At 66.3% G+C, this 24,182-nt stretch carries 23 protein-coding genes; 15 read left to right on the forward strand and 8 right to left on the reverse strand.

Features of this window, described 5'->3' with window-relative positions; genetic code table 11:
- Positions 1-328 precede the first annotated feature (328 nt).
- Positions 329-778, forward strand: a complete 450-nt coding sequence (aroQ, locus tag N5C91_RS26780) for a type II 3-dehydroquinate dehydratase (RefSeq protein WP_279833204.1) — start codon at positions 329-331, stop codon at positions 776-778.
- Positions 775-1,623, forward strand: coding sequence for a shikimate dehydrogenase (locus tag N5C91_RS26785; RefSeq protein ID WP_279833207.1), 849 nt, complete (start codon positions 775-777; stop codon positions 1,621-1,623). Before aroQ ends, N5C91_RS26785 begins: the two co-directional genes overlap by 4 nt.
- 127 nt (positions 1,624-1,750) lie before the next feature.
- Here N5C91_RS26785 and N5C91_RS26790 read toward each other — a convergent pair whose 3' ends face one another.
- Positions 1,751-2,419 carry a TetR/AcrR family transcriptional regulator gene (locus N5C91_RS26790; RefSeq protein ID WP_236173466.1) on the reverse strand — a complete coding sequence of 223 codons (669 nt, stop codon included), beginning with the start codon at positions 2,417-2,419 and terminating at the stop codon, positions 1,751-1,753.
- A 101-nt stretch (positions 2,420-2,520) separates the two neighbouring features.
- Positions 2,521-4,461: a 3-dehydroshikimate dehydratase QuiC gene (gene quiC / locus N5C91_RS26795; protein WP_279833209.1), complete on the reverse strand. Its 1,941-nt coding sequence runs from the start codon at positions 4,459-4,461 to the stop codon at positions 2,521-2,523.
- 532 nt (positions 4,462-4,993) lie between these two features.
- Here quiC and N5C91_RS26800 point away from each other — a divergent pair.
- Positions 4,994-6,328, forward strand: a complete 1,335-nt coding sequence (locus N5C91_RS26800; protein WP_279833211.1) for an MFS transporter — start codon at positions 4,994-4,996, stop codon at positions 6,326-6,328.
- 109 nt (positions 6,329-6,437) lie between these two features.
- Here N5C91_RS26800 and N5C91_RS26805 read toward each other — a convergent pair whose 3' ends face one another.
- From N5C91_RS26805 to N5C91_RS26815, 3 genes are all read right to left on the reverse strand, one after another.
- The gene (locus N5C91_RS26805) at positions 6,438-6,857 is read right to left on the reverse strand and encodes a cupin domain-containing protein (RefSeq protein WP_236173404.1); all 420 of its coding nucleotides are present in this window, start codon (positions 6,855-6,857) and stop codon (positions 6,438-6,440) included.
- 252 nt (positions 6,858-7,109) lie between these two features.
- Positions 7,110-7,991, reverse strand: coding sequence for a Dyp-type peroxidase (locus N5C91_RS26810; RefSeq protein ID WP_279833213.1), 882 nt, complete (start codon positions 7,989-7,991; stop codon positions 7,110-7,112).
- 67 nt (positions 7,992-8,058) lie between these two features.
- A complete protein-coding gene (locus N5C91_RS26815) occupies positions 8,059-8,667 on the reverse strand; it encodes a DedA family protein (RefSeq protein ID WP_279833215.1) in 609 nt (202 codons plus the stop codon).
- A gap of 381 nt (positions 8,668-9,048) precedes the next feature.
- Between N5C91_RS26815 and N5C91_RS26820 the strand changes: the two genes are divergently transcribed.
- A complete protein-coding gene (locus tag N5C91_RS26820) occupies positions 9,049-10,503 on the forward strand; it encodes a sodium:solute symporter family protein (RefSeq protein WP_236173407.1) in 1,455 nt (484 codons plus the stop codon).
- Positions 10,504-10,676: 173 nt separating this feature from the next.
- Here the strand turns inward: N5C91_RS26820 and N5C91_RS26825 are convergent, their stop codons facing one another.
- Positions 10,677-11,042: a GFA family protein gene (locus tag N5C91_RS26825; RefSeq protein WP_236173408.1), complete on the reverse strand. Its 366-nt coding sequence runs from the start codon at positions 11,040-11,042 to the stop codon at positions 10,677-10,679.
- Between the two features lie 188 nt (positions 11,043-11,230).
- On the opposite strand from N5C91_RS26825, the gene N5C91_RS26830 reads away from it, so the two are divergent.
- The 10 genes from N5C91_RS26830 (at position 11,231) to N5C91_RS26875 (ending at position 21,971) form a co-directional block, all read left to right on the forward strand.
- Entirely contained in the window at positions 11,231-12,430 is a 1,200-nt protein-coding gene (locus N5C91_RS26830; RefSeq protein WP_279833218.1) for an MFS transporter, read from the forward strand.
- 21 nt (positions 12,431-12,451) lie between these two features.
- A complete protein-coding gene (gene dkgB, locus N5C91_RS26835) occupies positions 12,452-13,255 on the forward strand; it encodes a 2,5-didehydrogluconate reductase DkgB (protein WP_279833220.1) in 804 nt (267 codons plus the stop codon).
- Between the two features lie 58 nt (positions 13,256-13,313).
- The gene (locus N5C91_RS26840) at positions 13,314-14,321 is read left to right on the forward strand and encodes a zinc-binding dehydrogenase (protein WP_279833221.1); all 1,008 of its coding nucleotides are present in this window, start codon (positions 13,314-13,316) and stop codon (positions 14,319-14,321) included.
- A 169-nt stretch (positions 14,322-14,490) separates the two neighbouring features.
- On the forward strand, positions 14,491-15,273 hold the full coding sequence (locus N5C91_RS26845) for an SDR family oxidoreductase (RefSeq protein WP_279833223.1): 783 nt from the start codon (positions 14,491-14,493) through the stop codon (positions 15,271-15,273).
- A 91-nt stretch (positions 15,274-15,364) separates the two neighbouring features.
- Positions 15,365-16,270, forward strand: coding sequence for a LysR family transcriptional regulator (locus tag N5C91_RS26850; RefSeq protein WP_279833225.1), 906 nt, complete (start codon positions 15,365-15,367; stop codon positions 16,268-16,270).
- 101 nt (positions 16,271-16,371) lie between these two features.
- A complete protein-coding gene (locus N5C91_RS26855; RefSeq protein WP_279833227.1) occupies positions 16,372-18,537 on the forward strand; it encodes an FUSC family protein in 2,166 nt (721 codons plus the stop codon).
- Positions 18,527-18,733 carry a DUF1656 domain-containing protein gene (locus tag N5C91_RS26860; protein ID WP_045207441.1) on the forward strand — a complete coding sequence of 69 codons (207 nt, stop codon included), beginning with the start codon at positions 18,527-18,529 and terminating at the stop codon, positions 18,731-18,733. Before N5C91_RS26855 ends, N5C91_RS26860 begins: the two co-directional genes overlap by 11 nt.
- The gene (locus N5C91_RS26865; RefSeq protein WP_279833231.1) at positions 18,734-19,693 is read left to right on the forward strand and encodes an HlyD family secretion protein; all 960 of its coding nucleotides are present in this window, start codon (positions 18,734-18,736) and stop codon (positions 19,691-19,693) included.
- 138 nt (positions 19,694-19,831) lie between these two features.
- Positions 19,832-20,449, forward strand: a complete 618-nt coding sequence (locus tag N5C91_RS26870) for a histidine phosphatase family protein (protein WP_279833232.1) — start codon at positions 19,832-19,834, stop codon at positions 20,447-20,449.
- A gap of 61 nt (positions 20,450-20,510) precedes the next feature.
- Entirely contained in the window at positions 20,511-21,971 is a 1,461-nt protein-coding gene (locus tag N5C91_RS26875; RefSeq protein WP_279833233.1) for a mechanosensitive ion channel family protein, read from the forward strand.
- A gap of 27 nt (positions 21,972-21,998) precedes the next feature.
- Here the strand turns inward: N5C91_RS26875 and N5C91_RS26880 are convergent, their stop codons facing one another.
- Both N5C91_RS26880 and N5C91_RS26885 read right to left on the reverse strand, forming a co-directional pair.
- Positions 21,999-22,352 (reverse strand): SH3 domain-containing protein, encoded by a 354-nt coding sequence (locus tag N5C91_RS26880; RefSeq protein WP_236200192.1) that lies wholly within the window; start codon positions 22,350-22,352, stop codon positions 21,999-22,001.
- Positions 22,353-22,391: 39 nt separating this feature from the next.
- Positions 22,392-23,111 carry a 2OG-Fe(II) oxygenase gene (locus tag N5C91_RS26885; RefSeq protein ID WP_279833236.1) on the reverse strand — a complete coding sequence of 240 codons (720 nt, stop codon included), beginning with the start codon at positions 23,109-23,111 and terminating at the stop codon, positions 22,392-22,394.
- A 267-nt stretch (positions 23,112-23,378) separates the two neighbouring features.
- Between N5C91_RS26885 and N5C91_RS26890 the strand changes: the two genes are divergently transcribed.
- Positions 23,379-24,005: a class I SAM-dependent methyltransferase gene (locus N5C91_RS26890; RefSeq protein WP_236173420.1), complete on the forward strand. Its 627-nt coding sequence runs from the start codon at positions 23,379-23,381 to the stop codon at positions 24,003-24,005.
- The last annotated feature ends 177 nt before the right edge of the window (positions 24,006-24,182 follow it).

A 24,182-nucleotide genomic window follows, 5' to 3' on the forward strand; every position in this document is an offset into this window, starting at 1 on the left:
ACCCGCCGCATGGCGGGTCTTTTTTACCCAGCGCTTTTCGTAGGAGCGAGCTTGCTGGAAATTCTCGGCGGTCTTGAACCGATCGCGGACGGAGTCCGCTCCTACCCATAGTCGATCACCGCACGGAATGTGGCGTTTCCGGGTTGCCGGATAGAAATGTCGAATCCGGCAAATCAGCGACGTTGCCTGCGTAATGACAACCGTCATCAGACTATTCTCCGCCATATCCGTTGATTCTCCAGCGCATTGACCAAATTAACCATTTGGTACATTTTGCTCCTACAGGCCTTCCAATTACGGCCATACAAGAACAACGGAGCCATTCCCCATGCCTCACACCCTGCTCGTGCTCAACGGGCCGAACCTCAACCTGCTCGGCACCCGTGAGCCGGCCACCTACGGCCACGAAACCCTCGACGACATCGCCGTGCTTTGCCAGCACGCGGGTGCCGAAAGCGGCCTGGAAATCGAATTCCGCCAGACCAACCACGAAGGCCAGCTGATCGACTGGATTCACCAGGCGCGCGGGCGCTGCGCCGGCATCCTGATCAATCCTGCCGCCTGGACCCACACGTCGGTGGCGATCCGCGATGCGCTGGCTGCCGTGGAGTTGCCGGTGATCGAAGTGCACCTGTCCAACGTGCACAAGCGGGAAGAATTCCGCCACCACTCGTTCGTTTCCGCTATCGCCGTGGGCGTGATTGCCGGGCTGGGCAGCGACGGTTACCACGCCGGCATCCAGCACTTCGCCAAGCTGCTGCAGGAGCGAGCCCGATGAGCGAGCACCGCACCGTCCTGGCCGGCCTGATCGGCGCCGGCATCCAGGCTTCGCGCACTCCGGCACTGCATGAACGGGAAGGCGACGCCCAGGGTTTTCGCTACCTCTACCGGTTGATCGACCTGGACACCCTGGGCGTCGACCCGGGTGCCCTGCCCGACCTGCTGGCCGCCGCCGAGCGCATGGGCTACACCGGGCTGAACATTACGTTTCCGTGCAAGCAGGCGGTGATTCCACTGCTGCACGAACTCTCCGATGAAGCACGCGGCATCGGCGCGGTGAATACCGTGGTGCTGCGCGATGGCAGGCGCATCGGCCACAACACCGACTGCCTGGGTTTTGCCGAAGGCTTCCGACGCAACCTCAGCGATGCGCCGCGCGAACGCGTGGTGCAACTGGGCGCCGGCGGCGCGGGCGCTGCGGTGGCCCATGCGCTGCTCAGCGAAGGCGTGGCACAACTGACGATCTTCGAAGTGGATTCGGCCCGCGCCCAGGCATTGGTGGACAACCTCAACGCGCACTTCGGCGGACAGCGCGCGCGGGTTGGTCATGACCTGGCCAGTGCGGTCGCCGAAGCGGACGGGCTGGTCAACACCACGCCCGTCGGCATGGCCAAGCTGCCCGGCGCGCCGCTGCCGCTGGAGTTGCTGCACGCGGGCCTGTGGGTGGCGGAGATCATCTACTTTCCGCTGGAGACCGAACTGCTCCGCCACGCCCGCAGCCTGGGCTGCCGCACGCTGGATGGCGGCAACATGGCGGTGTTCCAGGCGGTGAAGGCGTTCGAGCTGTTCAGTGGTGTCGAGGCCAACGCGCAACGGATGCTGGCGCATTTCGCTGCGATGTAGCGCGATGCCCTGGGTCGGTGAACACCCGGTTCGCGAGCAAGCTCGCTCCTACAGCCCCCTGGGAATGCGGTGCCGAGGGTAGGAGCGAGCTTGCTCGCGAACGATCTCCGCTCCGAATCCTGCTGGCCTAGGGCTGCACGTAGCGCAACACCGCCTCGACGATCATCTCCTTGTGCCGCGCCTTGATCACCGGGTCTTCCAGCTCGACCTGGAACAGCGAGCCGACCGTATGGCGGTTGGACACCCGATAGAAGCAGAACCCACTGATCAGCATGTGCACGTCGATGGCCGGCAGGCCGTCGCGGAAGGCGCCGCTGGCGGCACCACGCTGGAGGATGTCCTCGATGGTGCGCAGGATGTTGCTGTTCATCGAGCGGATCGCTTCCGAGCCGGAAGCGAACTGACCGTAGTGGATGTTCTCGATGCTGACGATGCGCACGAAATCGACGTTGCGGTCGTGGTGGTCGAAGGTGAAGTCCACCAGCCGGCGCATGGCCTCCAGCGGCTCCAGCTCGGCCAGGTGCAGCGTCTGCTCGGTGCCGCGGATGTCGCCGTAGAGCTTCTCCAGCACCGCCTGGTAGAGCTGCTCCTTGCTGCCGAAGTAGTAGTAGATCATCCGCTTCGAGGTGTTCATGCGCTCGGCGATGGCATCCACCCGAGCGCCGGAAAGGCCCTGTTGGACGAACTCGACGATGGCCGCCTGGAGAATGTCCTCGCGGGTCTTCTCCGGGTTGTTCTTGCGCCCCCGGCGGGCGGTTTCGGCGGGAATCGGCTGGGTGGCGCTGTCGGCAGTCATGGGCTTGGGCATCGGTCCGCCGGCGCCAGGGCGTCGGCTGTTCGGTGAAGGGATGCGCGGATTATGCGCGCCCGCGCGCCCTTCAGGCAAAGCTCGCCAGCTCAGACCTTCGGCCGCCGTGTGGTGCCGTTGCGCGCCTGGGCCATCGCCGCCAGGCGCACGGCGACGTTGGCTGCGCCGTATCCCGCATAGCCGCCGCGACGCTGGATGATCTCGAAGAAGAAGCGCCCCTCGAATGGTTCGGTATAGACATGGAACAGCTCGCCGCCGTTGGCATCACGGTCGTAGAGCACGTTGAAGTAGGCCAGTTCGCTGAGGAATTCGTCGTCGAAGTCGAAACGAGCGGCGAGGTCGTCGTAGTAGTTGAGCGGAATATCCAGCAGGGGAACACCGGCGTCCTTCGCCCGTGCCACCTCGGCGAAGATGTCCTCGCAGGCGAAGGCGATGTGGTGCACGCCGGAGCCGCGATAACTGGACAGCGCATGGGAGATGGCGGTGTTGCGATTCTCCGAGATGTTCAGCGGCAACCGCACGCTGCCGTTGGCACTGCGCAGTGCGCGGCTTTTCACCAGTCCGTAGGGGTCGGGCAGCACCACTTCGTCGTCGGCCTCGAAGTCGAACAGGCTCTTGTAGAACAGCACCCAGCTGTCCAGCCCGTCTGCCGGCAACGCCATGGCCATATGGTCGATGCGCTGCAACTGGCCACTGGGTTTCGCCTCCGGGTCGAGACGGAAATCCACGTCATAGAGGGTCTGCCCGCTGGCGCGCTCTTCCACCAGGTGCTCTTCAACCAGTTGCTCTTCCACCAAGTAGATCAGGCTGCCGTCCGGCGCACGCACCGCAGGAATCTCCCGCTCGTTGGGGCCGACCAGCCCGCGATACGGCTGGCCCTTGTAACCCTGCGCACGCTCCAGGGCGCTGGCGGCACCGCGCACGCGCAACGCGGTGGCGCACAGCGACGGGCCGTGGGCCTCAAAGAAGCTGTGGCCGAAGGAATAGGGTTCTGCGTTGAGCACGATGTTGATATCGCCCTGGCGCAGCAGGCTCACCGCCTTGGAGCGGTGTTCGCCGGCGCGAGCGAAGCCCAGGCGCTCCAGCCAGTTGCCCAGGCGCGCGCCAAGGGCTTCGTCGACGGCGAATTCGAGGAACTCCACGCCATCCAGCTGGCTGGCCGGTGGCGGCGAGAACAGGCAGTCCAGTTGTTCCTGCGGCATGCCTTCACCGAGCAGGCGCGTGCGGGTCTTCTCCTCGAGATACAGCAGCGAACGCAGGCCATCGGCGGCATTGGCGCGCGGCGGCGCGGCGCGGAAGCCGTCGTTGAAGATTTCCAGCGACAGCGGCCCGCGATAGCCGCTCTTGAGGATCGGCGCGAGGAAGCCCGGCAGGTCGAATTCGCCCTGACCGGGGAAGTTGCGGAAGTGCCGGCTCCACTCCAGCACATCCATGGCCAGGATCGGCGCGTCGGCCATCTGCACGAAGAAGATCTTCTCCCCCGGAATCTGCGCGATGCCGGCCGGGTCGCCCTTCAGCGAGAGGGTGTGGAAGCTGTCGAGGATCACGCCCAGCGCCGGGTGGTTCACCTCGCGCACCAGGTCCCAGACCTGCTGCCAGGTGTTCACGTGGCGACCCCAGGCCAGGGCTTCGTAGCCCACGCGCAAGCCACGGGCGCCGGCACGTTCGGCGGCGAGGCCGAGGTCTTCGAGGAGGAATTCGCGTACGCCTTGGGCGTCGGCAGCAACGTTGCTGCACATCAGCACCAGGTCGGTGCCCAGCTCCTGCATCAGGTCGAACTTGCGCTCCAGGCGGTCGAGGTTGCGCGGCAGGCGATCGCGGCGGCAGCCCTCGAAATCGCGGAACGGCTGGAACAGGGTGATCGCCAGCCCCAGGTCGGCGCACAGGCGGCGCACCTCGCGCGGGCTGCCGCCATGGTAGAGAAGATCGTTCTCGAAGATTTCCACGCCGTCGAAACCGGCGGCGGCGATGGCTTCGAGCTTGTCCGGCAGGGTTCCGCTCAGGGAAACGGTGGCGATCGAACGTTGCATCGGTGGACTCCTGCCGGGCGGTGTGAGGGGCTTGTTGGAATCGGTCTCCGGCTGAGTCTGATTATTCTGGCGGTCCGGGCCGGCAGCAATTTAAAGTGTACTAACTGGTTAGTTTTGTGTTCGATTACCGAACCAAAGGCCGTTTATCGAATTGACGCTGTTTCGGGCGCTGCTCAAGATTTAGCCACGTCGACGCAATCCGGCTCCCCGGGGACCTGCCTCAATCCCTGGAACAACGGCAGCCGCTGCGAGATGGCCTGCGTGTCATCCATAACAATTTCAAGAACGGGTAAATGCTCATGTACGTACCTCACCCTCGCCTCGCCGCCTCCATTCCCCACCGCCAGACCCTCCTGGCGCGCCTGATGCCGGGTCTGTGCAGGCTGCTCGGCCACCGCCGCGCGCACTGATTTTCGCCAGCCACCGCACGTCACTTCCTGCAACTCCCGCCGATTGGCGGTGGAGCGGGACGCCTGCGGCACGACAATAATTCCCGAGGCTGCGCGTCAGCCCGATAACGGATGGCCCGATCATGATCCAGTCGCAATCCGCTCCCCTCGCTGCGGTCGCTCCGCACGGTTCCTCCTTTTTCGCCAAGGTGCGTGGCGCCATGGCCGTCGGCAAGGTGCGCTGGGGCATGCTCGCCCTGGTGTTCTTCGCCACCACCCTGAACTACATCGACCGCGCCGCCCTGGGCGTGATGCAACCCGTGCTCGCCGAGAAGATGGCCTGGACGGCCATGGACTACGCCAACATCAACTTCTGGTTCCAGGTCGGCTACGCCATCGGCTTCGTGCTGCAGGGCAGGCTGATCGATCGCATCGGCGTGAAGCGCGCGTTCTTCTTTGCCGTATTGCTATGGAGCTTCGCCACCGGCGCCCATGGCCTGGCGACTTCAGCGGCCGGCTTCATGGTCTGCCGCTTCATCCTCGGCCTGACCGAGGCGGCCAACTATCCGGCCTGTGTGAAGACCACGCGCCTGTGGTTCCCGGCCGGCGAACGGGCCATGGCCACCGGCATCTTCAATGCCGGCACCAACGTCGGTGCCATGGTCACCCCCGCCCTGCTGCCACTGATCCTCGCGGCCTGGGGCTGGCAGGCGGCGTTTCTCTGCATGAGCGCGCTCGGCTTTGTCTGGGTGGTGTTGTGGAGCCTGAATTACTTCAATCCCGAAGAACACCCGACGGTCAGGCAGAGCGAGCTGGACTACATCCAGGAAGCCGACGAACCGCCGGCCGAGCGCGTGCCGTTCACTGCCGTACTGCGCATGCGCGGCACCTGGGCCTTCGCCCTGGCCTACTCGCTGACCGCACCGGTGTTCTGGTTCTACCTGTACTGGCTGCCGCCGTTCCTCAACCAGCAATATGGCCTGGGCATCAGCGTCACGCAGATGGGCATACCGCTGATGCTGATCTGGCTGACCGCGGACTTCGGCAGCATTGGCGGCGGCATCCTTTCGTCCTGGCTGATCGGCCGCGGCATGAACTCCATCCATGCGCGCCTGCTGTCGATGTTCATCTGCGCCTGCGCGATCATCGGCGTGATCTTCGCCGCCAAGGCCAGCGGCCTGTGGATCGCCGTGGCCGCCATCGCCCTGGGCGTGGGCGCGCACCAGGCGTGGACGGCGAATATCTGGAGCCTGGTGATGGACTACACGCCCAAGCACCTGATGAGCACTGTATTCGGTTTTGGCGGCATGTTCGCGGCAATTGGCGGGATGTTCATGACGCAGATCGTTGGCTACATCCTCACCGTCACCCACAACAACTACGCGATCCTCTTCACCATCATCCCGACCATGTATTTCCTCGCGCTGGCCTGGATGTTCTTCATGGCCCCACGCAAGGTGCCCGGCGCGGCGGAGTGACCCTCAGCCTGCGTAGGGCGGATAACGCTGGCGCGTTATGCGCCCTGCGAATTCCTCCCCGGACCTTAAGGCAGAACCCCGCCAATCGGCGGGGCTCCGCGTTTTGCGCCTACTGCTTCAGCGGCGTCAGCACCGGCGCGCCTTCGTCCAGCAGCATCCACACCAGCAGCTTGGCCGGCTTCTTGTCGCTGGCGTTGCGCGACACCAGGTGCGGCGTGTTCGGCGCCTCGTACCAGGACTGGCCGGCCTGGTAGGTCACCGGTTTCTGCCCTTCCAGCTGGGAGATCACCGCACCCTCGAGCACGTAGGCGAACACCGAGCCGCTGTGCACGTGGGCGCCGGAGGACTGACCCGGCTCGTAGGCGACGGTGATCATCAGGCCCTTCTTGCCAGCCGCGTCGGGAAGCTTCTGCTCCTGCTGGACTTCGATCTTCTCGGGATTGGCGCCATCGCCGTGGGCGAATACCGGCAGGCTCAGGGCCAGGCCGAGGCCGGCGAACAGGAGTTTCAGGGACGTGGATGTGGGCATGGCGGGTACCTCGGGCAGTGGGAACGTGGGGTTCACGCTACGCCTCGGGGTGCATCGGACCAACAGCCAATTTTGCCGAAGATCGGGGTGCCATTGCATCGGGTGGCGGTGCCGTGCTGTTCGCGAGCGAGCTCGCTCCTACAAGGGATACCCCGAGGCTCTTCTGGAGCAGCGAGCTTGCTCGCGAAGCAGCGTGCCAGCGCCCACAAAAAAGCCCCGCACACTGGCGGGGCTCTCGGGGACAGCGGCGGATCAGCCGAGCAGCGCGCTCAGGTCCAGCAGCCCGTCCTTGCACGGCGGGCACCAGTAGTAGCCGCCGGTGAGCGGGCGGCTGAAGCGGTACAGCGCGTCGGTGATGCCGTCTTCCAGGCCGCTCATGCGGCGCAACTGCACCTCGAAGGCATCCAGCGTGCAGCCAAAGGCGAGGAACATCAGCCCGGCGTCCTGGCCCTGGGTCCAGGGCATGGAGCGGCGCACGATGAAGGCTTCGGGGTCGAAGCTCTCCTGGGCAGTGCGCTTGACGTGGGCGGATTCCGGCGCGTCGTCCAGTTCCTCGTTGTCGCTCAGGCGGCGGCCCATGATGTCGTCGCGCTCGTGCTGCGGCAGCGCGGCGAAGTCCTGCAACTGGTGGCGCCATTGCTGGATCGCAGCAAAGCTGCCGCCAGCCAGGCCTGCAGCGCCTTCGACGATGGCGGCGGCGATGGCATCGTCATCCTGCGGATTCTCGGTGCCGTCCTCGTAGCCGGTCAGGTCGTGGCCGCTGCCATGGCGGAAGGCCTCGGTCAGGCTAGTCAGCTCCAGCGCAGGTGCCAGCAGGGACTGGACTTCCTGGGTGCGCAGGAGCAACTCGCCGCGCTCGTCACCACGCAGCCAGACCCACAGTGCATGCGGGGTGGATGGGTTGTCGACGCCCACGCCAGAGATCGCCGGGAACTCGCGCAGCCCCTCGACGTGGCGGCCCAGCGCGCGCACCAGCGACTCGCCAAAGCCGACTACCGCGCGCGCGCCATCGGCGAACTGCATCAGCCGATCCAGCGCGGCGGGCAGGTCCTGCAGCGACTTCAGATCGAAGAACAGGTGGCGGGCGTGGGCGGGAACCGGGGTGGCGAGAATGCCGGGCTGGTAAAGGCTCATGACAGCGTCCTTGAACGAAAGAGCGGCGATTCTAATCGCCTCGCGCGGGAATCCAAACCGCTCTGCATCAAGGCCTGTGCAATCTTTCCCGCGACTCGGGCGAATGTGCCTTGCGCCGCTGTCGATGGCGCCGCCACAACTCCAGCCCACCGACCAGCACCAGCACCGCGAGGAAGATCGGCAGGCGGTACGGCCGCAGGTTGCCCAGCCAGCGCTCCAGCACTTCACCGGCCCAGTAGCCGGCACTGGCGAAGATCAGCGCCCAGCAGAAGGCGCCGAGCAGGTTGATCAGCAGAAAGCGCAGCGGCCCTACCCGGCTTGCACCGATCAGCAGCGGCCCGGCCAGGCGCATGCCATAGAGAAAGCGCACGGAAAAGATCGCCAGCAAGGGGTGCCGCTCGATCAGCCCGGTAACCCGTTCGATGGCCAGGCCACGGCGTTGCAGCCAGGGCACCGCACGATCACCGGCGCGCCGGCCGCTCCAGTAGAGCAACTGGTCGCCCAGGGTGCCGGCCAGGGTTGCCCAGAACACCACCGGCGCATAACCGAGCAATCCCTGGTGAGCGGCGAGGCCGGCGAGGATGAGGATGGTTTCGCCTTCCAGCAGGCAGCCGATGAACAGGGCCAGATAGCCATAGCTGGAAAGCAGTTGCGCGAGATCGAAGTGCTCGAACATGCGGGTCCTTGAAAGCGTGCCGTGCCAACAGCCTAGCGGCTTGGCGAATGTTCTGCTTATCGAACATCGACTGTAAAAAATAAACGACTAAACAGTCAGCAAAGATCGTTAGCAACCAATCAAATCAATCCTTTAGCTACACCATTCGTCTAAGGATGTAATTTTTTTCGCTCATGAACGATTCAAGTGTTTGACATATTTAACGGATTTGGCAGACTGCGGCCCGTTGTCGCAACTGGTTACGTTTTTCCGGCTCCACTGCCTGGTGCACCGGATGACCTCGGCCGCGCAACACAACAAAAACAACTTTGTCAGTCGTGGCCCACCTGCCCGAGTTTCGTCTCGGCAGTACGGTTCCCGGCGAGCCAACGGAACGAACAAATGCTGATCTGGTTTGTAGCGGTGTATCTGGTGATCACCGTAGCTGTCGGTTTCTACGCCACCACCCGCGTGCACAACTCCTCGGACTACGCGGCCGCCGGTCGTAGCATGTCCTTCCCCCTCGTCGTGACCATGGTGTTCGCCACCTGGTTCGGCTCCGAAGCCGTGCTGGGGATTCCCGCCACCTTCCTCGAAGAAGGTTTCGCCGGGATCATCGAAGACCCCTTCGGCTCCTTCGGCTGCCTGATGCTGGTCGGCGTGGTCTTCGCCCGCCCGCTGTACCGCCTCAACCTGCTCACCATCGGTGACTTCTTCCGCAAGCGCTTCGGCCAGCACGTGGAAATCTTCACCAGCCTGGTGATCATCATTTCCTACATGGGCTGGGTCGCCGCGCAGATCACCGCGCTGGGCGTGGTCTTCAGCGTGCTCTCGGACGGTGGCCTGACCACCACCCAGGGCATGATCATCGGCACCATCATCGTCCTGCTGCACACCCTGTTCGGCGGCATGTGGTCGGTGGCCCTGACCGACTTCCTGCAGATGATCATCATCGTCTGCGGCCTGTTCTACCTCGTCTGGCTGATCGGCGACATGGCCGGCGGCCCGGTCAACGTGATCAGCCACGCCGCCAGCGAAGGCAAGTTCACCTTCCTCCACGGCACCTCGGCGAAGGACATCGTCGCCTTCCTCGGCGCGGCGGTGACCATGATGTTCGGCTCCATCCCGCAGCAGGACGTGTATGCCCGCGTGATGTCGGCCAAGACCGAGAAGATCGCCCAGCGCGCCACCATGACCGGTGCCTGCTGCTACCTGGTGTTCTGCATGCTGCCGATCTTCCTGATCTATGCCGCCTCGATGATCGAGCCGGAGATGGTCAAGCACTGGCTGGCCGAAGATTCCCAGCAGATCCTGCCGCATCTGATCCTGGAACGTACCCCGCTGTTCGCCCAGATCATGTTCTTCGGCGCCCTGCTCTCGGCCATCATGTCGTCCGCTTCCGGCGCCCTGCTGGCCCCGTCGGTGACCCTGACCGAGAACATCGTCAAGCACTTCCTGCCCAACATGAACGACCGCCAGGCCTTGCTGGCCATGCGTTGCAGCGTACTGGCGATGACCGTCGCCACCTGCCTGTTCGCCCTGCTGTCCAACGCCAGCATCTACGAGATGGTCGGCAACGCCTACAAGGTGACCCTGGTCGCCGCCGTGGTGCCGCTGTTCTTCGGCCTGTTCTGGAAGCGCGCCACCACCCAGGGCGCCCTGACTGCCATCGCCTGCGGCCTGATCGGCTGGGTGTCGCTGGAACTGGGCCACCAGGAAGGCGACTTCTGGCCGCCGCAACTGGTGGGCCTGATCTGCAGCGCCATCGGCATGATCATCGGCTCGCTGGCACCGCAGTTCAGCGCGCACCGTGGCGAAAGCGTCTCGGACATGGCCGCCGCAGCCGCCGCCAACTGATCGCGTAATAGATGAAGAAGAAGCCCCGCCTCGTGCGGGGCTTTTTTGTGGGCGTGGCCCAGGATGGCAAAAACGCGCCCCCCGGATGAACACCCAGCGATGCCCCCATTGTAGAAGCGAGCTTGCTCGCGAACAGCCCCGCTGCGAAGCCAGGTTCGCGAGCAAGCTCGCTCCTACAGGCCGGGGCCGGCGACGGTAGTCATGCTCTTGCCGTCCACCCGTCGCGTCGGGATCGACTCGGGGTCCAGGCCATCGATGCAGCAGGCATTCACGCTGAGCAGCGCCGGGTTGCTGCGGCGCTGGTGGTAGACATAGATGCCGCACGCCCCGCAGAAGTAATGCAGGGCCACGCCGCTGTTCCAGCGATACAGGCGCAATGCCTGATCGCCGCGGGTCAGGCGGAAGCTGTCCTTTGCCACGGTTGCCATCAGCGCATTGCGCTTGCCGCACAGCGAGCAGTCGCAGCGCACCAGTTCATCGAGCTCCGCGTCGAATGCAAAGGCCACCGCGCCGCAGTGGCAAGTGCCGGTGTAGTGCATGAGTGATCCTCCTGATGGATGCATGCCGATGAGTGCGACCAGCATAGCCGCTCACTGATTCGCGACTCTGATTCGCGCCCTGATTCGTGAGCTGCGATCAACTATCCTTTGCCGTTTGCCGCGTTTTTCTCAAGGGCCGACTTCCGGACAATGCTCCCATCGCATCCCCCTTTGACCGGAGCCCCAGCATGCCCCTCGCTCTCCTGGCGCTGACACTCAGCGCATTCGCCATCGGCACCACGGAGTTCGTCATCGTCGGCCTGATCCCCACCATCGCCAGCGACCTGGGCGTAACCCTGCCCTCCGCCGGCCTGCTGGTCAGCCTCTACGCCCTGAGCGTTGCCATTGGCGCACCGCTGCTCACCGCCATGACCGGGCGCATCCCGCGCAAGGCGCTGCTGGTCGGCCTGATGGCGCTGTTCACCGTCGGCAACCTGGTGGCCTGGCAGGCACCCAGCTACGAATCGCTGATCGTCGCGCGCATCCTCACCGGCCTGGCCCACGGCGTGTTCTTCTCGGTCGGTTCGATCATCGCCACCAACCTGGTGAGCAAGGACAAGGCCGCCAGCGCCATCGCCACCATGTTCAGCGGCATGACCGTCGCCTTCGTCACCGGCATTCCGCTGGGCACCTTCATCGGCCAGCACCTGGGCTGGCGCGTGACCTTCCTGGTGGTGGCCGCCTTTGGCGTGGTCGCCCTGCTCGGCAGCCTGCTGTTCGTGCCGAAGAACATCCAGCACACCCCGCCGGCGCCGCTGCTGCGCCAGGCCCGCGTGCTGCTGCAGCCGCGCCTGCTGCTGGTCTACGCGATGACCGCGGTGGGCTACGGCGGCTCGCTGATCGCCTTTACCTTCCTCGCGCCGATCCTCCAGGACCTGGCCGGCTTCAGCCCGAACATGGTCGGCGCCGTGCTCCTGGCCTACGGTGTCTCGGTGGCCATCGGCAATATCTGGGGAGGTCGCCTGGCTGACCAGCGCGGCCCGGTGAGTGCGCTGAAGATCATCTTCGGCCTGCTGGCGTCGGTGCTGCTGGTGCTGACCTTCACCGCCGGCAACCCCTGGCTGGTGGTGTTGACCGTGCTCGCCTGGGGCGCCGTCGCCTTCGGCAACGTGCCCGGCCTGCAGGTCTACGTGGTGCAACAGGCTGAACGCGTGGCACCAGACGCCGTGGACGTGGCCGCCGGCTTCAACATCGCCGCGTTCAACCTCGGCGTGGCCGGTGGCTCCTGGGCCGGCGGCCTGGTGGTCAGCCACCTGGGCCTGGGCCATACGCCCTGGATCGCCGCTGTTGTCACCCTTGCCGCATTCGGCCTGACCGCCCTGAGCGGTCGCCTCGACCGGCGCAATTCCACGGAACCGAGCCCCATTGGCGCGGTTCCCACTCACTGATCGACCACAAGGAGTTCTTCCATGAGCGTTCCCGCCTTCGGCCTCGGCACCTTCCGCCTCAAGGGCCAGACCGTCATCGATTCGATCCGCAGCGCGCTGGACCTGGGCTACCGCGCCATCGACACCGCGCAGATCTACGGCAACGAAGCCGACGTCGGCGAGGCCATCGCCGGCAGCAAGGTCAAGCGTGACGAGCTGTACCTGACCACCAAGATCTGGACCGAGAACTACGCGGCCGACAAGCTGATCCCCAGCCTCAAGGACAGCCTGCACAAGCTGCGCACCGAGCGCGTCGAGCTGACCCTGATCCACTGGCCATCGCCCAAGGACCAGGTCCCCGTCGCCGAGTTCATGGGCGCCCTGGCCGAAGCCAAGGCCCAGGGCCTGACCGGCGAGATCGGCGTGTCGAACTTCACCATCGCCCTGATGCAGGAAGCCATCGCCGCGGTCGGCGCCGGCCAGATCGCCACCAACCAGGTGGAACTGCACCCCTATTTGCAGAACCGCAAGGTGGTGGAGTTCGCCCAGAGTCAGGGCATCCACATCACCTCCTACATGACCCTGGGCTACGGCAAGGTGCTCAGCGACGAGGTGATCATCGGTATCGCCCAGCGCCACGGCGCAACACCAGCGCAGGTGGCGCTGGCCTGGGCCATGCAACTGGGCTATTCGGTGATCCCGTCGTCCACCCGGCGCGAAAACCTGGAGGGCAACCTGCGCGCCGTCGACCTGCGCCTGAGCGACGCCGACATGGCCGCCATCGCCGCGCTGGAGCGCAACGAGCGCATCACCAGCCCGGAAAGCCTGGCCCCGGCCTGGGACTGATCCATCACTGATCGACAGCCGCTCCTCGGAGCGGCTTTGCTGTTTGCAAGGAGTATTCATGAGCGCAAATGACTATTCGGCCTGGAGCTGGAGCCCCGGCGCCGGTATCGACGGCCTGAAGCCTGTCCGCCTGCCGCTGCCCACGCCCGGGCCGGACGAGGTGCTGGTGGCCAATACCGCCGTCGCGCTGAACCCGGTGGACTGGAAGATGATCGACTGGGGCCGTGACGACTGGCAGCAGGGCCAGGTGCCCGGCGTGGATGGCGTCGGCATCGTCATGGCGGTGGGCGACGAAGTGAATCTGCGCGTCGGCGCCCGCGTCGCCTACCACCAATCCCTCACCCGTGGCGGCAGCTTCGCCGAATACGCGCTGCTGCGCGCCCGCGCCGTCTACCCGGTGCCGGATTCGCTGGATGACGCCAGCGCCGCCAGCCTGCCCTGCCCCGGCCTCACCGCCTGGCAGGCGCTGGACAAGCTGCCGGCCTGCCACAACCGTGATGTGCTGGTGACTGGCGCCGGCGGTGCGGTGGGTTATCTGCTCGCGCAACTTGCCCTGCAACGCGGCCTGCGCGTGTGGGTGACGGCCTCGGCGAAACACCGCGATCATCTGCTGCAACTGGGCGTCACCGGGGTCTTCGACTATCGCGACGGGCAGTGGACCCAGCAACTGCGTGAGGCCCTCGGCCCGCGCCGCCTGCATGGCATCTTCGATACCGTCAGCGGCAACCACGCCGCCAGCCTCGCCCCACTGCTGGGCTACAACGGCCACCTGGTGTGCATCCAGGACCGCCAGGAAAGCGCCCCGCTACCCGCCTTCAGCACGGCCATCTCGCTGCACGAAGTGGCGCTCAACAGCATCCACGCCCATGGCGAAACGCTGGACTGGCAGGAGCTGCACGGTGCCGCGACGCGGCTGATGCAAGGCGTCGCCAACGGCCAGTTGCAGGCGCCGGCGAAACAGTTCTTCGCCTTCACCGAGCTGCCCGCAGCGCTGCGTCGCTTGAAGTCTGGCGAAGGGACCGGTAAATGGATCAGTCTGCTGCCCGCGCCGATGGTCGTTGCCTGACCAGAGCGCTTCAGGCGAAAGCGGAACTCCCATTTCGCAGGACGAACACGTCGTAGGATGGCGTGGAGCGCAGCGATACCCATCAATGCCTTGCACCCGCAGCATGGGTATCGCTGCGCTCCACCCATCCTACAAAGACACTCCCCAGGCAAACACACAGGAGAACAACATGGATCTGGGCATCAAGGGCCGCTGGGCCGTGGTCTGCGCCGCCAGCAAGGGCCTGGGCAAGGGCTGCGCCCTGGCGCTGGCCCGCGAAGGCGTGAACCTGGCGATCAACGCCCGTGACGTCGACACCCTCGCCGCTACCGCCGCGGAACTGCGCCAGCTGGGCGTGGAAGTGCGCGAAGTGGCCGGCGACATCAGCCAGCCGGAGGTGCGTGCCGCACTGCTCGCCGCCTGCCCGCAGGTGGACATCCTGGTCAACAATGCCGGCGGCCCGCCGCCCGGAGACTTCCGCGACTGGGAGCGCGAAGACTGGCTGCGCGCCCTGGAGCTGAATATGCTTACCCCCATCGAGCTGATCAAGGCCTGCATCGACGGCATGGCCGAGCGCGGCTTCGGCCGTATCGTCAACATCACCTCCGGCTCGGTAAAAGCCCCCATCGCCACCCTGGGCCTGTCCAACGGCGCGCGCAGCGGCCTCACCGGCTTCGTTGCCGGGGTTGCCCGACAGCCGCAGGTAGCCGGCAACAACGTGACCATCAACGGCCTGCTGCCCGGCTCCTTCGACACCGATCGCCTGCGCAGCGGCTTTCAGCGCGCCGCCCAGCTCAGCGGGCGCGATGAAGAGGAGCTGGTGGAGGCCGGCAAGCAGGAAATCCCCGCCGGGCGCTTCGGCAGCGCCGAGGAGTTCGGGGCGTTCTGCGCCTTCCTGTGCAGCGCCCAGGCGGGCTATCTGACCGGGCAGAACCTGTTGCTCGATGGCGGGGCTTATCCGGGGACGTACTGACGCTAACCTCACCCTGGCGCTCCTACAGAAAAGCGCCCCCCCTGGACCAAACCTCTAGAATCCACCCCGCCGCTCCCGAACAGGCCCGCCGATGAAAGCCCATTCCGACGAACTCAAGACCTTCGCCACGGTGATCGACTGCGGCTCCATCACGGCCGCCGCCGAGCAGCTGGGGCTGACGCCATCGGCCGTGAGCCGGGCGCTGTCGAAGCTGGAGGAAAAGCTCGGCACCACCCTGCTCAACCGCACCACACGGCGCATGAAGCTGACCGAGGAAGGCGAGTTCTTCCTCGAGAACGCCCGCCATATCCTCGAACAGATGGACGCCCTGGAAGAGCGCCTGGCGCTGCGCCAGCAATCCCCGGCCGGGCGCCTGCGGATCAACGCCGCCTCGCCGTTCATGCTGCACGCCGTGGTCCCGCACATCGGCGCCTTCCGCGAGCGCTACCCGGACATCGAGCTGCAGCTCAATACCAACGACCTCAACATCGACCTGCTGGAGCAGAGCACCGACATCGCCATCCGCATCGGCCCCCTCGCCGACTCCAGCCTGCACGCGCGTGCCCTGGGCAGCAGCCGGCTGAACCTGCTGGCCGCGCCGCAATACCTGGAGCGCCACGGCACCCCGACCAGCCTGGATGAGCTGCTCGGCCACTCGCTGCTGGGCTTCACCCAACCGGAAGCCCTGAACATCTGGCCGATCCGCCATGCCGGCGGGGACACCCTCACGGTCACCCCGTCGCTGTCCGCGTCCAGCGGCGAAACCCTGCGCCAACTGGCCATCGGCGCCCAGGGCATCGCCTGCCTGGCAAGCTTCATGACCTGCGACGATATCCGCGCCGGGCGTCTGGTGCGCGTGCTGCCGGAGCTGACCAGCGAACGCCGCCAGCCGATCCACGCGGTGTACTACCGCAACTCGCAGCTGGCGTTGCGCATCCAGTGTTTCCTCGACTTCATCCAGGAGCGCCTGGCGCAGTCCCTGCACGCCACCGGCTAGGCTAAGAAAATTCCCACAGCCGGAAAACCTCGACCACACTGAACAGGGTTCGCGACGCTCTAGCGCCCGTGCGTCTTCCCGCCACGATCGAGGGAGTCGGCATGTCACCCATGCTGCTGTACCTGCGCGCCATCATCCACCCTGGCCGCGACACCCTGCTGTTTGCCCTGCGCACCGTGCTCGCGGGGCTGCTGACGCTATACCTGGCGTTCCTGCTGGACCTCGACCAGCCCAAATGGGCGACCATGACGGTGGTCATCATCAGCACCCCGCTGGCCGGCATGACGCTGCAGAAGAGCTTTGCCCAGGTGATCGGCACCAGCATCGGCGCCATGGTCGCCGTGGCCATCATGGCGCTGTTCCCCCAGGCACCGCTGCCCTTCATCGTCACCCTGGCGCTGTGGCTGGCGATCTGCACGGCCGGTGGCACCCTGATGCGCTTCACCTACTCCCACGCCTTCGTGCTCAGCGGCTTTACCGCCGTGATCGTCGCGCTGCTGGCTCAGCCCGCGCCCGAATCCACCTATACCCTGGCCATCACCCGGGTCACCGAGACCCTGCTGGGGGTAGCCTGCGTGACCCTGGTCAGCCTGTTCTTCGCGCGCCCGCAAAGCGTGGCGCGCGGCTACTTCGCCAAGGTCGACCAGCTGATCCGCCTGATCGCCATTCATGCCGCCGCGGTGATCCGTGGCGAGGAACTGGAGGAGGACTTCCAGCAACGGCAGAAGCAATTGCTGGGCGAGATCGCCGCGCTGGAAATGCTCCGCCGCCACCTGTATTTCGACGCTCCGCGCCTGCGCGGCGCCGACGAACTGGTGCAGCAACTGGCCAACCAGTTGGTGCTGATGACCTCGCGGCTGGCCATCCTGCGGCGCCAGCGCAAACTGATCGAGGCGCGTCTGAGCGGGCCGCTGCCGGAATCCGTGCGGCGCCTGCGCGAGGACGAACTGGCCTGCCTCGCCGAGCTGGCCGAGTTCGGTCGCGACCTGCCCAGTGCCACCCGCAAGCGCATCACCCAGCTGCGCCAGCGCTTCGACGCCGCCGCGCGGCAGGCCGAAGAACTCGCCGACGGCCTGCCCACCTCGCTGCGCTCCCTGGCCTGGGCGCTGCGCTTCGAACAGGCGCGGCTGATGCAGCAACTGGACGAGATGATCGAACTGAGCGAAGCGATCCAGGAAGGCCGCCCCGGCAGCAGTTCCTACCCGCAAAGCCAGGCCCATGCGCTGCACCTGGACTTCCACCTGGCCGCGATGAATGCCACTCGCGCCTTCGTCGCGCTGTGCTGTGCCGGCTGGATCTGGGTGGAAACCGCCTGGGACGGTGCCCGCGCCGGGATGATCCTGATCGGCATCCTCTGCTCCCTGCTCGCCACCTTCCCGCGCCCACTCATGGCCAGCCTGGCGTACATGCGCGGCCTGGCCATGGCGCTGCTGGCGGCGGCGTTGCTGCAGTTCCTGCTGCTGCCCAGCGTCGGCGACTTCGAGATGCTCGCACTGTTCCTCACCCCGCTGCTCTACGTGATCGCGGTCGGCCTGGCCAATCCGCAGACCGCCGGCATCGGTATCGGCCTGGGGCTGTCGACTTTCCTGCTGGTCGGCCCGCAGAACCAGGGCGCGTGGATCAACACCTCGCTGCAATGGTTCGAGTTCGCCGGCGGCTATGTCAGCGCCGGCGTGCTGGCCTTGCTGGTGTACGCCTGGGTGTTCCCCTTCGACGCCGATGCGCGGCTGCGCCGGCAATCCCGCCGGACCCGTGCCGAGGTGCGCTCGGTGCTGCTGTCGAAACCCAGCGAGGCGCGGCGCTTCCTGTTCGAAAGCCGGATGGTCGATCGCCTGGCGATCATGCTCGGGCTACTGCCGGCGGCGCGCGATGCGCAGTCCGGCGAGCGCTTCCAGTGCAGCCTGGCAAGCATGACCCTGGGTGTGGTGCTGCACCAGTTGCGCCGCGAAAGCCTCAACCCCGGCGGCCTGCCACAAGCCCTGCGCGCCCGGCTGTCGCTGCTGCTCGATGAGCTCGCCGCCTGCCTCGACCAGCCGCCTGCCGCGCCGCTGCAACGCGTGCTGCCGGCAATGCGCGAGCTGGGCAACGAACTGGACGAGCTGCAAAGCCACGGCGACTATCCACGCGGCGATTCCATGCGCCCGCTGTTCGTCAGCGGCGTGGCACTGCTGGTGGCCGCCGACCTGCTGGAGCGCTTCCGCGATCTCTACGGCGAATCCACCGCCTTCCACGACGACCCAGGGGAAGCCGCGCTGCATGCCCGTTGATATCGAACTGGGCGGGGTCTACCTGCCGCCACTCGCCCAGGCCCTGCTGCTGGCGCTGCCGATCTTCCTGCTGCTGGACTGGAGCCTGCGCCGCCTCGGCGTGCTGCGCCTGGTCTGGCACGAGGCGCTGTTCGAAGGCGCGCTCTACGCCTGTATCTGCGCCGGCCTGATCCTGCTCATGGGAGCCCTGCACTGAATGGCCAGCCTGCGCAAAGCCCTGCCGACGCTGATCACCCTGGCCGTGGTGGCACTCGCCCTGGTGCTCGGCTACTTCGCCTGGACCTACTACACCCGCGCGCCCTGGACTCGCGATGCGCGCGTGCGCGCCGATGTGGTGACGGTCTCGGCGGACGTCACCGGGCGCATCGTCGAACTGCGGGTGAAGGACAACCAGCACGTCAGCAAGGGCGAACTGCTGCTGACCATCGATCCGGCGCGCTACGAACTGGCGGTGCTGCACGCCGACCGCGCGGTGGAAGTCGCCCGAGCCGCGCTCGGCCAGTCCCAGGCAGCCATCGCCGCCAATCAGGCGCTGCTGCGCCAGCGCCAGAGCGAGGAAGTCCGCCGCAAGGAGCTCAAGGCGCGCTCGGCGATCTCCAACGAAGAATGGGAAAAGGCCCAGACCGACGTCACCGTGGCCGAGGCGCAGCTATTGCGCGAACAGGCCAACCTGGGCCTGGCGCAAGCCAATGTGGCCCTCGCCGAAGCCGCGCAGAAACAGGCGCGCCTGGACCTGGAGCGGACCCAGGTGGTGGCGCCGGTGAACGGCTATGTGACCAACCTGCTGACCCGCGCCGGCGATTACGCCAGCGCCGGCCATTCACTGGTGGCGCTGGTGGACAGCGATTCCTTCTATGTCGGCGGCTACTTCGAGGAAACCAAGCTGCCGCGTATCCATGAAGGCGACACCGTGGCGGTGCAGTTGATGAGCGGCGAGCGCTTCGATGGCCGCGTCGAGAGTATCGCCTTCGCCATCACCGACCGCGAGAACGCCCCGGGCGCACGTCTGCTGGCCAATATCAACCCGAGCTACACCTGGGTGAAACTGGCCCAGCGCATCCCGGTACGCATCGCCATCGACCCGCAGTACAAGGGCCGTGACCACCTGCGCGCCGGCACCACCGCCACCGTCAGCGTGGTCGAGAGCGCTCCCTAGTCCCCGCTATTCCGATGGGCTGGCGGAACTTTCATCACCGCCTGGTCATCAACTCATCGCGTGATTGTCACCCACCCGGTGCAGCATCGCGCAAAGCTTCCCGTATCCCGCGCGGACGCCTCCGCACGAGGATGCCCCTTGCCCCGCCTTCGCCTTCTGGCCGTCTCCCTGCTGACCTGCACCACCCTCGCCCTGGTGGCCTGGCGCGCGCTGCCTTCGCCACTGGAGGACGTACCGAGCAGCAGCCTGTTCGCCCACAACTGGGCCCGCGGCGGGGTGGTCCTGCTGGTGCGCCACATGGAGCGCTGCGACCGTTCCAGCGCGCAATGCCTGGGCGCCGCCGATGGCATCACCGCACGCGCCGCCGCCCTGGCGCAGAGCATGGGCGACAGCATCACCCGCCTGGGCCTCAGCGCCACCGACATCTACAGCAGCCCGGCCAACCGCACCGCACAGACCGCCGACCTGATGTTCGATCAGCCGATAGCGCGCCAGGACTGGCTGCTCACCTGCAAGGACGGCGACCTCGCCACGCAGATCCGCGAACACAAGGCCGCGCACCGCAACCTGGTGCTGGTCACCCACAGCGAATGCTTCGACCTGCTGCGGGAAAACCTCAAGGTGCGCGAGACCGATACGCCTGAGTACGGCAGCGCCCTGGTGCTGTTCGACGAGAGCGCGCCGAAGCTGCGCATCGCCGGCGAAGTCGAGACCGATGAGTGGCTGCAACTGCTGGGCTCGCACAACCCGAGCTGAGGCCGCTGCCAGAAAGCGCATTCTGTGCCATCTTCTTGCGATCGCTCCAAGGAGAGGCTCGATGCCCGCCCTGCTCACTAGCCACCCGCTGTTCACCGCTCCCGTCCTGCTGCTGATCGACCTGCTGCTCTGGCGGCTGGTCGGCCCGGCCCATCCGCATTGGCGCCTGGCCGTGCGGCTGGTCGGTTTCCTGCTGTTCAGCCTGCTGCTGTTCAATGCCGGGATGAATCCACTGCGCGCCGCGCCCTGGGCGGACGACCTGCCCAGCCACATGGTCGCCACCGCCGTGCAGATCATCTGGTGGCTGTTCGCCGCGCGCTGCCTGACGGTGGTGCTGGGCTTCCTGCTGGTGCAGCGCATCGGCCATGGCGGGCGGCTGCTGCAGGATGTGGTGGGCGCGCTGATCTTTCTCATCGCCATCATCGCCGCCGCCGGCTACGTGCTCGAGCTGCCGGTGAAGGGCCTGCTGGCCACTTCCGGAGTGGTCGCCATCGTCCTCGGCCTGGCGCTGCAGAGCACCCTGAGCGACGTGTTCTCCGGCATCGTGCTGAACACCACCAAGCCCTACCAGCTGGACGACTGGGTCTCCATCGACGGCGTCGAGGGCAAGGTCACCGAAATCGACTGGCGCTCCACCTACCTGCAGACCTCCCAGGGCACGCTGGCGGTGGTGCCCAACTCCCTCGCCGCCAAGGCCAAGGTGCTCAACCTGAGCCGCCCGGCGAATCTGTATGGGGTCAGCGTCAGCCTGACGGTCAGCCCGCACATCCGCCCGCGCAAGGTGATCGAGGCACTGGAACATGCCCTCGGCGGCTGCCGCGCCCTGCTGGCCAGTCCGCCACCGGCAGTCAGCGTGCGCAGCTCCGCACCGGATGGCGTGGAATACGAAATGAGTGGCTTCGTCGCCGCCATGGGCGAGAAGCGCGAAGTGCGCAACCAGCTGTTCGACCTCGCCTACCGCCACCTGCAGGCGGCCGGCATCAACCTGCTGGCCGAGGCCGACGCACCGATGCGCGAAAGCGCCTCGCGGGCGCGGGCCTTGCTGGTGCGCTCGGGGTTGTTCGACGCGCTGCGCGACGAGGAGCGCGACGAGCTGGCGCAGCGCATGCAGCGCCGGCCCTTCAAGCGCGGCGAAGTGCTGCTGGCGCCGGGGGATGTCAGCGACCGCCTGTTGATCATCGACTCGGGCGTGGTCAGCGTTACCCTGCCCCAGGACGCCCAGAGCATCGAAGCCGGACGCATGGGGCCGGGCGAAGTCTTCGGCGAGGCCGGCGTGCTCACCGGCTCCGGCTGGCAGGCGCAATTCACCGCCCTCAGCGACGGTGCGGCCTATTACCTCGACAAGGAAACCCTGGCGCCCTGCATGGAAGCGCGCCAGGAAATTGCCGAGGCCATGGGCCGCCTGCTGGACTTCCGCCAGAAGGCCAGCGCCGCGCTATTGGTGGAGCAACCCACGGTAGTGCAGCAACGCGGGCTGATGGCCTGGCTCAGGCAGCACGCCGGGCGCCGCTACAAGGCCTGACTCGATTGCAGATCAGGCGTTGCGGGGTCAGGCGCTGACTTCCTGCAGGCAGTCCAGCGGCACCCAGCCGGCCTCGCCGCCGGAACGCACGCACCAGAGCCAGCCACCCAGCTCACGGCCGCCTTCGAGCCGCTCGCCCACCTCGACGTCGAGTTCGCGGGCGGTGTAGTCCTCCATCGCCACCGCGGCACCCGGCGCGGTCATGTTGAACACCTGCGCCGGCACCCAGCCCTCACGCTGCCCGGGCGTGGAGCAGAAATACCAGTCCTCCCAGCCCTGGCTGCCTTCGTAGCGCTCGCCGACGAACAACGGCGCGCCCTTGGCGAAGGTGATGGGCGTGGGGTACTCGCTGCGGTGACGCTGAATCACTTCGTAGTGCATGGCGATCTCCCGATTCCCTGGACCGATCCATGCTACTCCTCACAGCGCATCGTGGAAGATCAGCCCGAGGGTGAAGCGCTCGCCGGTATGCAGGCGGCTGACGCCATGGCGCAGGCTGACCCGGTGATAACCGCGCGCACCGCGTACCGGCCGCTGGGCCACGGCGAACAGCACGGCGTCGCCCTGCTGCAGCGGCACCACGGACGCCCGCGATTGCATGCGCGGGCGCTGCTCGGTGAGGACCAACTCGCCGCCTTCGAACTCCTCGCCCGGACGGGACAGCAGGATGGCCACCTGCAGCGGGAACGCCAGTTCCCCGTAAAGGTCCTGGTGCAGGCAGTTGTAGTCAGCGGCGCGATAGCGCAGCAACAAGGGAGTCGGCCGCCGCTGCCCGGCGGCATGGCATTGAGCGAGGTAGTCGGCATGCTCCGGTGGGTAATGGATGCCGGTACCCATGCGTTCGTGCCAGGAGTTGGCGATGGCGCGCAGTGGCGGATAGAAGGCTTCGCGCAGCGACTGCAACAGCGCCGGCAAGGGATAGGCGAAGTAGCGGTACTCGCCCAGGCCGAAGTTATGCCGGGCCATCACCACGCGGCTGCGAAACGGCGCGTCCTGCTCGTAGAGCGCGCGGAGCATTTCGCACTGTGCGCGGTCCAGCAGGCCGGGGATCAGCGCGTGCCCATCGGCGTCGAGCTGGGCGGTGAGCGTCGACCAGTCGAGGCTGGCCAGTTGCTCGGTGAGGCTACTACGGTTGGGCATGTCGGCGGTCCGTGAAGGCAATGCCTCAGTCTAGGGCCGCGCCTGAATGCACCGCGCTCCGAGGCCGACTTTCAAATTGCCTGCGCAGGAGGCGGTCAATCCGGGCGCCTTGGGATCCGTATTCGTATAGCGGCGGGCTTCGTCCGCGATAGGCCGGCCGTGCTCCGTGCTTGAACGGAGTGGTGATGAATCGATCGCGGACAGAGTCCGCTCCTACGGCGCATTGCCGCTGTAGAATCAGATATCTCGTCCTGACCGATCACCGCCATGAACACCGAAGACCCGATCCTGCGCGACATCAGCCGCGTCACCCTGCAGCACTACCAGGAGCGCGCCGAAGCGTTTCGCGAAGGCACCTGGGACCACGATGTCAGCCAGAACATCGCCGCGCTGTTGCGGCATATCCGCGGCGAAGCGCCCTTTGCCGTGCTCGACTTCGGCTGCGGGCCGGGGCGCGACCTGTGTGCGCTGAAAGACATGGGGCATGCGCCGGTCGGCCTGGACGGCTGCGCCGACTTTGTCGCCATGGCGCGCGCGGCGAGCGGTTGTGAAGTCTGGCAGCAGGATTTCCTCGCCCTCGACCTGCCTGCCGAACGCTTCGACGGCATCTATGCCAATGCCAGCCTGTTCCACGTCCCGCGCAGCGAACTGCCGCGTGTATTGCGCCAGTTGCATGGGACGCTGAAACCCGCTGGTGTGCTGTTCAGCTCCAACCCTCGCGGGGAAAACCAGGAAGGCTGGAACGGCGGCCGCTACGGCTCCTACCACGACCTGGAGAACTGGACGCGGCTGCTGGAAGACGCAGGCTTTGGCGAGCTCGAACACTACTACCGCCCCGCAGGCCTGCCGCGGGAGCAGCAGCCCTGGCTGGCGAGCGTGTGGCGGCGGATCTAGCCGCCTGAGCCTGGCCGACCCTGCCGGGGTGCGCTCGCCTGCCGGGTTGAACCCGGCATCGCTGAAAGCCTAGAATCACGCGGCCCACTTCCGGGCATCAGCTGATCCGTTGAGACAGGTTTCATGTTGGAGATAGCAGTAATCCGATAACCCTCCTGCGCCTTGCCACAAGGCGGG

This window comes from Pseudomonas sp. GD03903 (genome assembly GCF_029840045.1).
Classification (GTDB): Bacteria; Pseudomonadota; Gammaproteobacteria; order Pseudomonadales; family Pseudomonadaceae; genus Pseudomonas; species Pseudomonas pseudonitroreducens.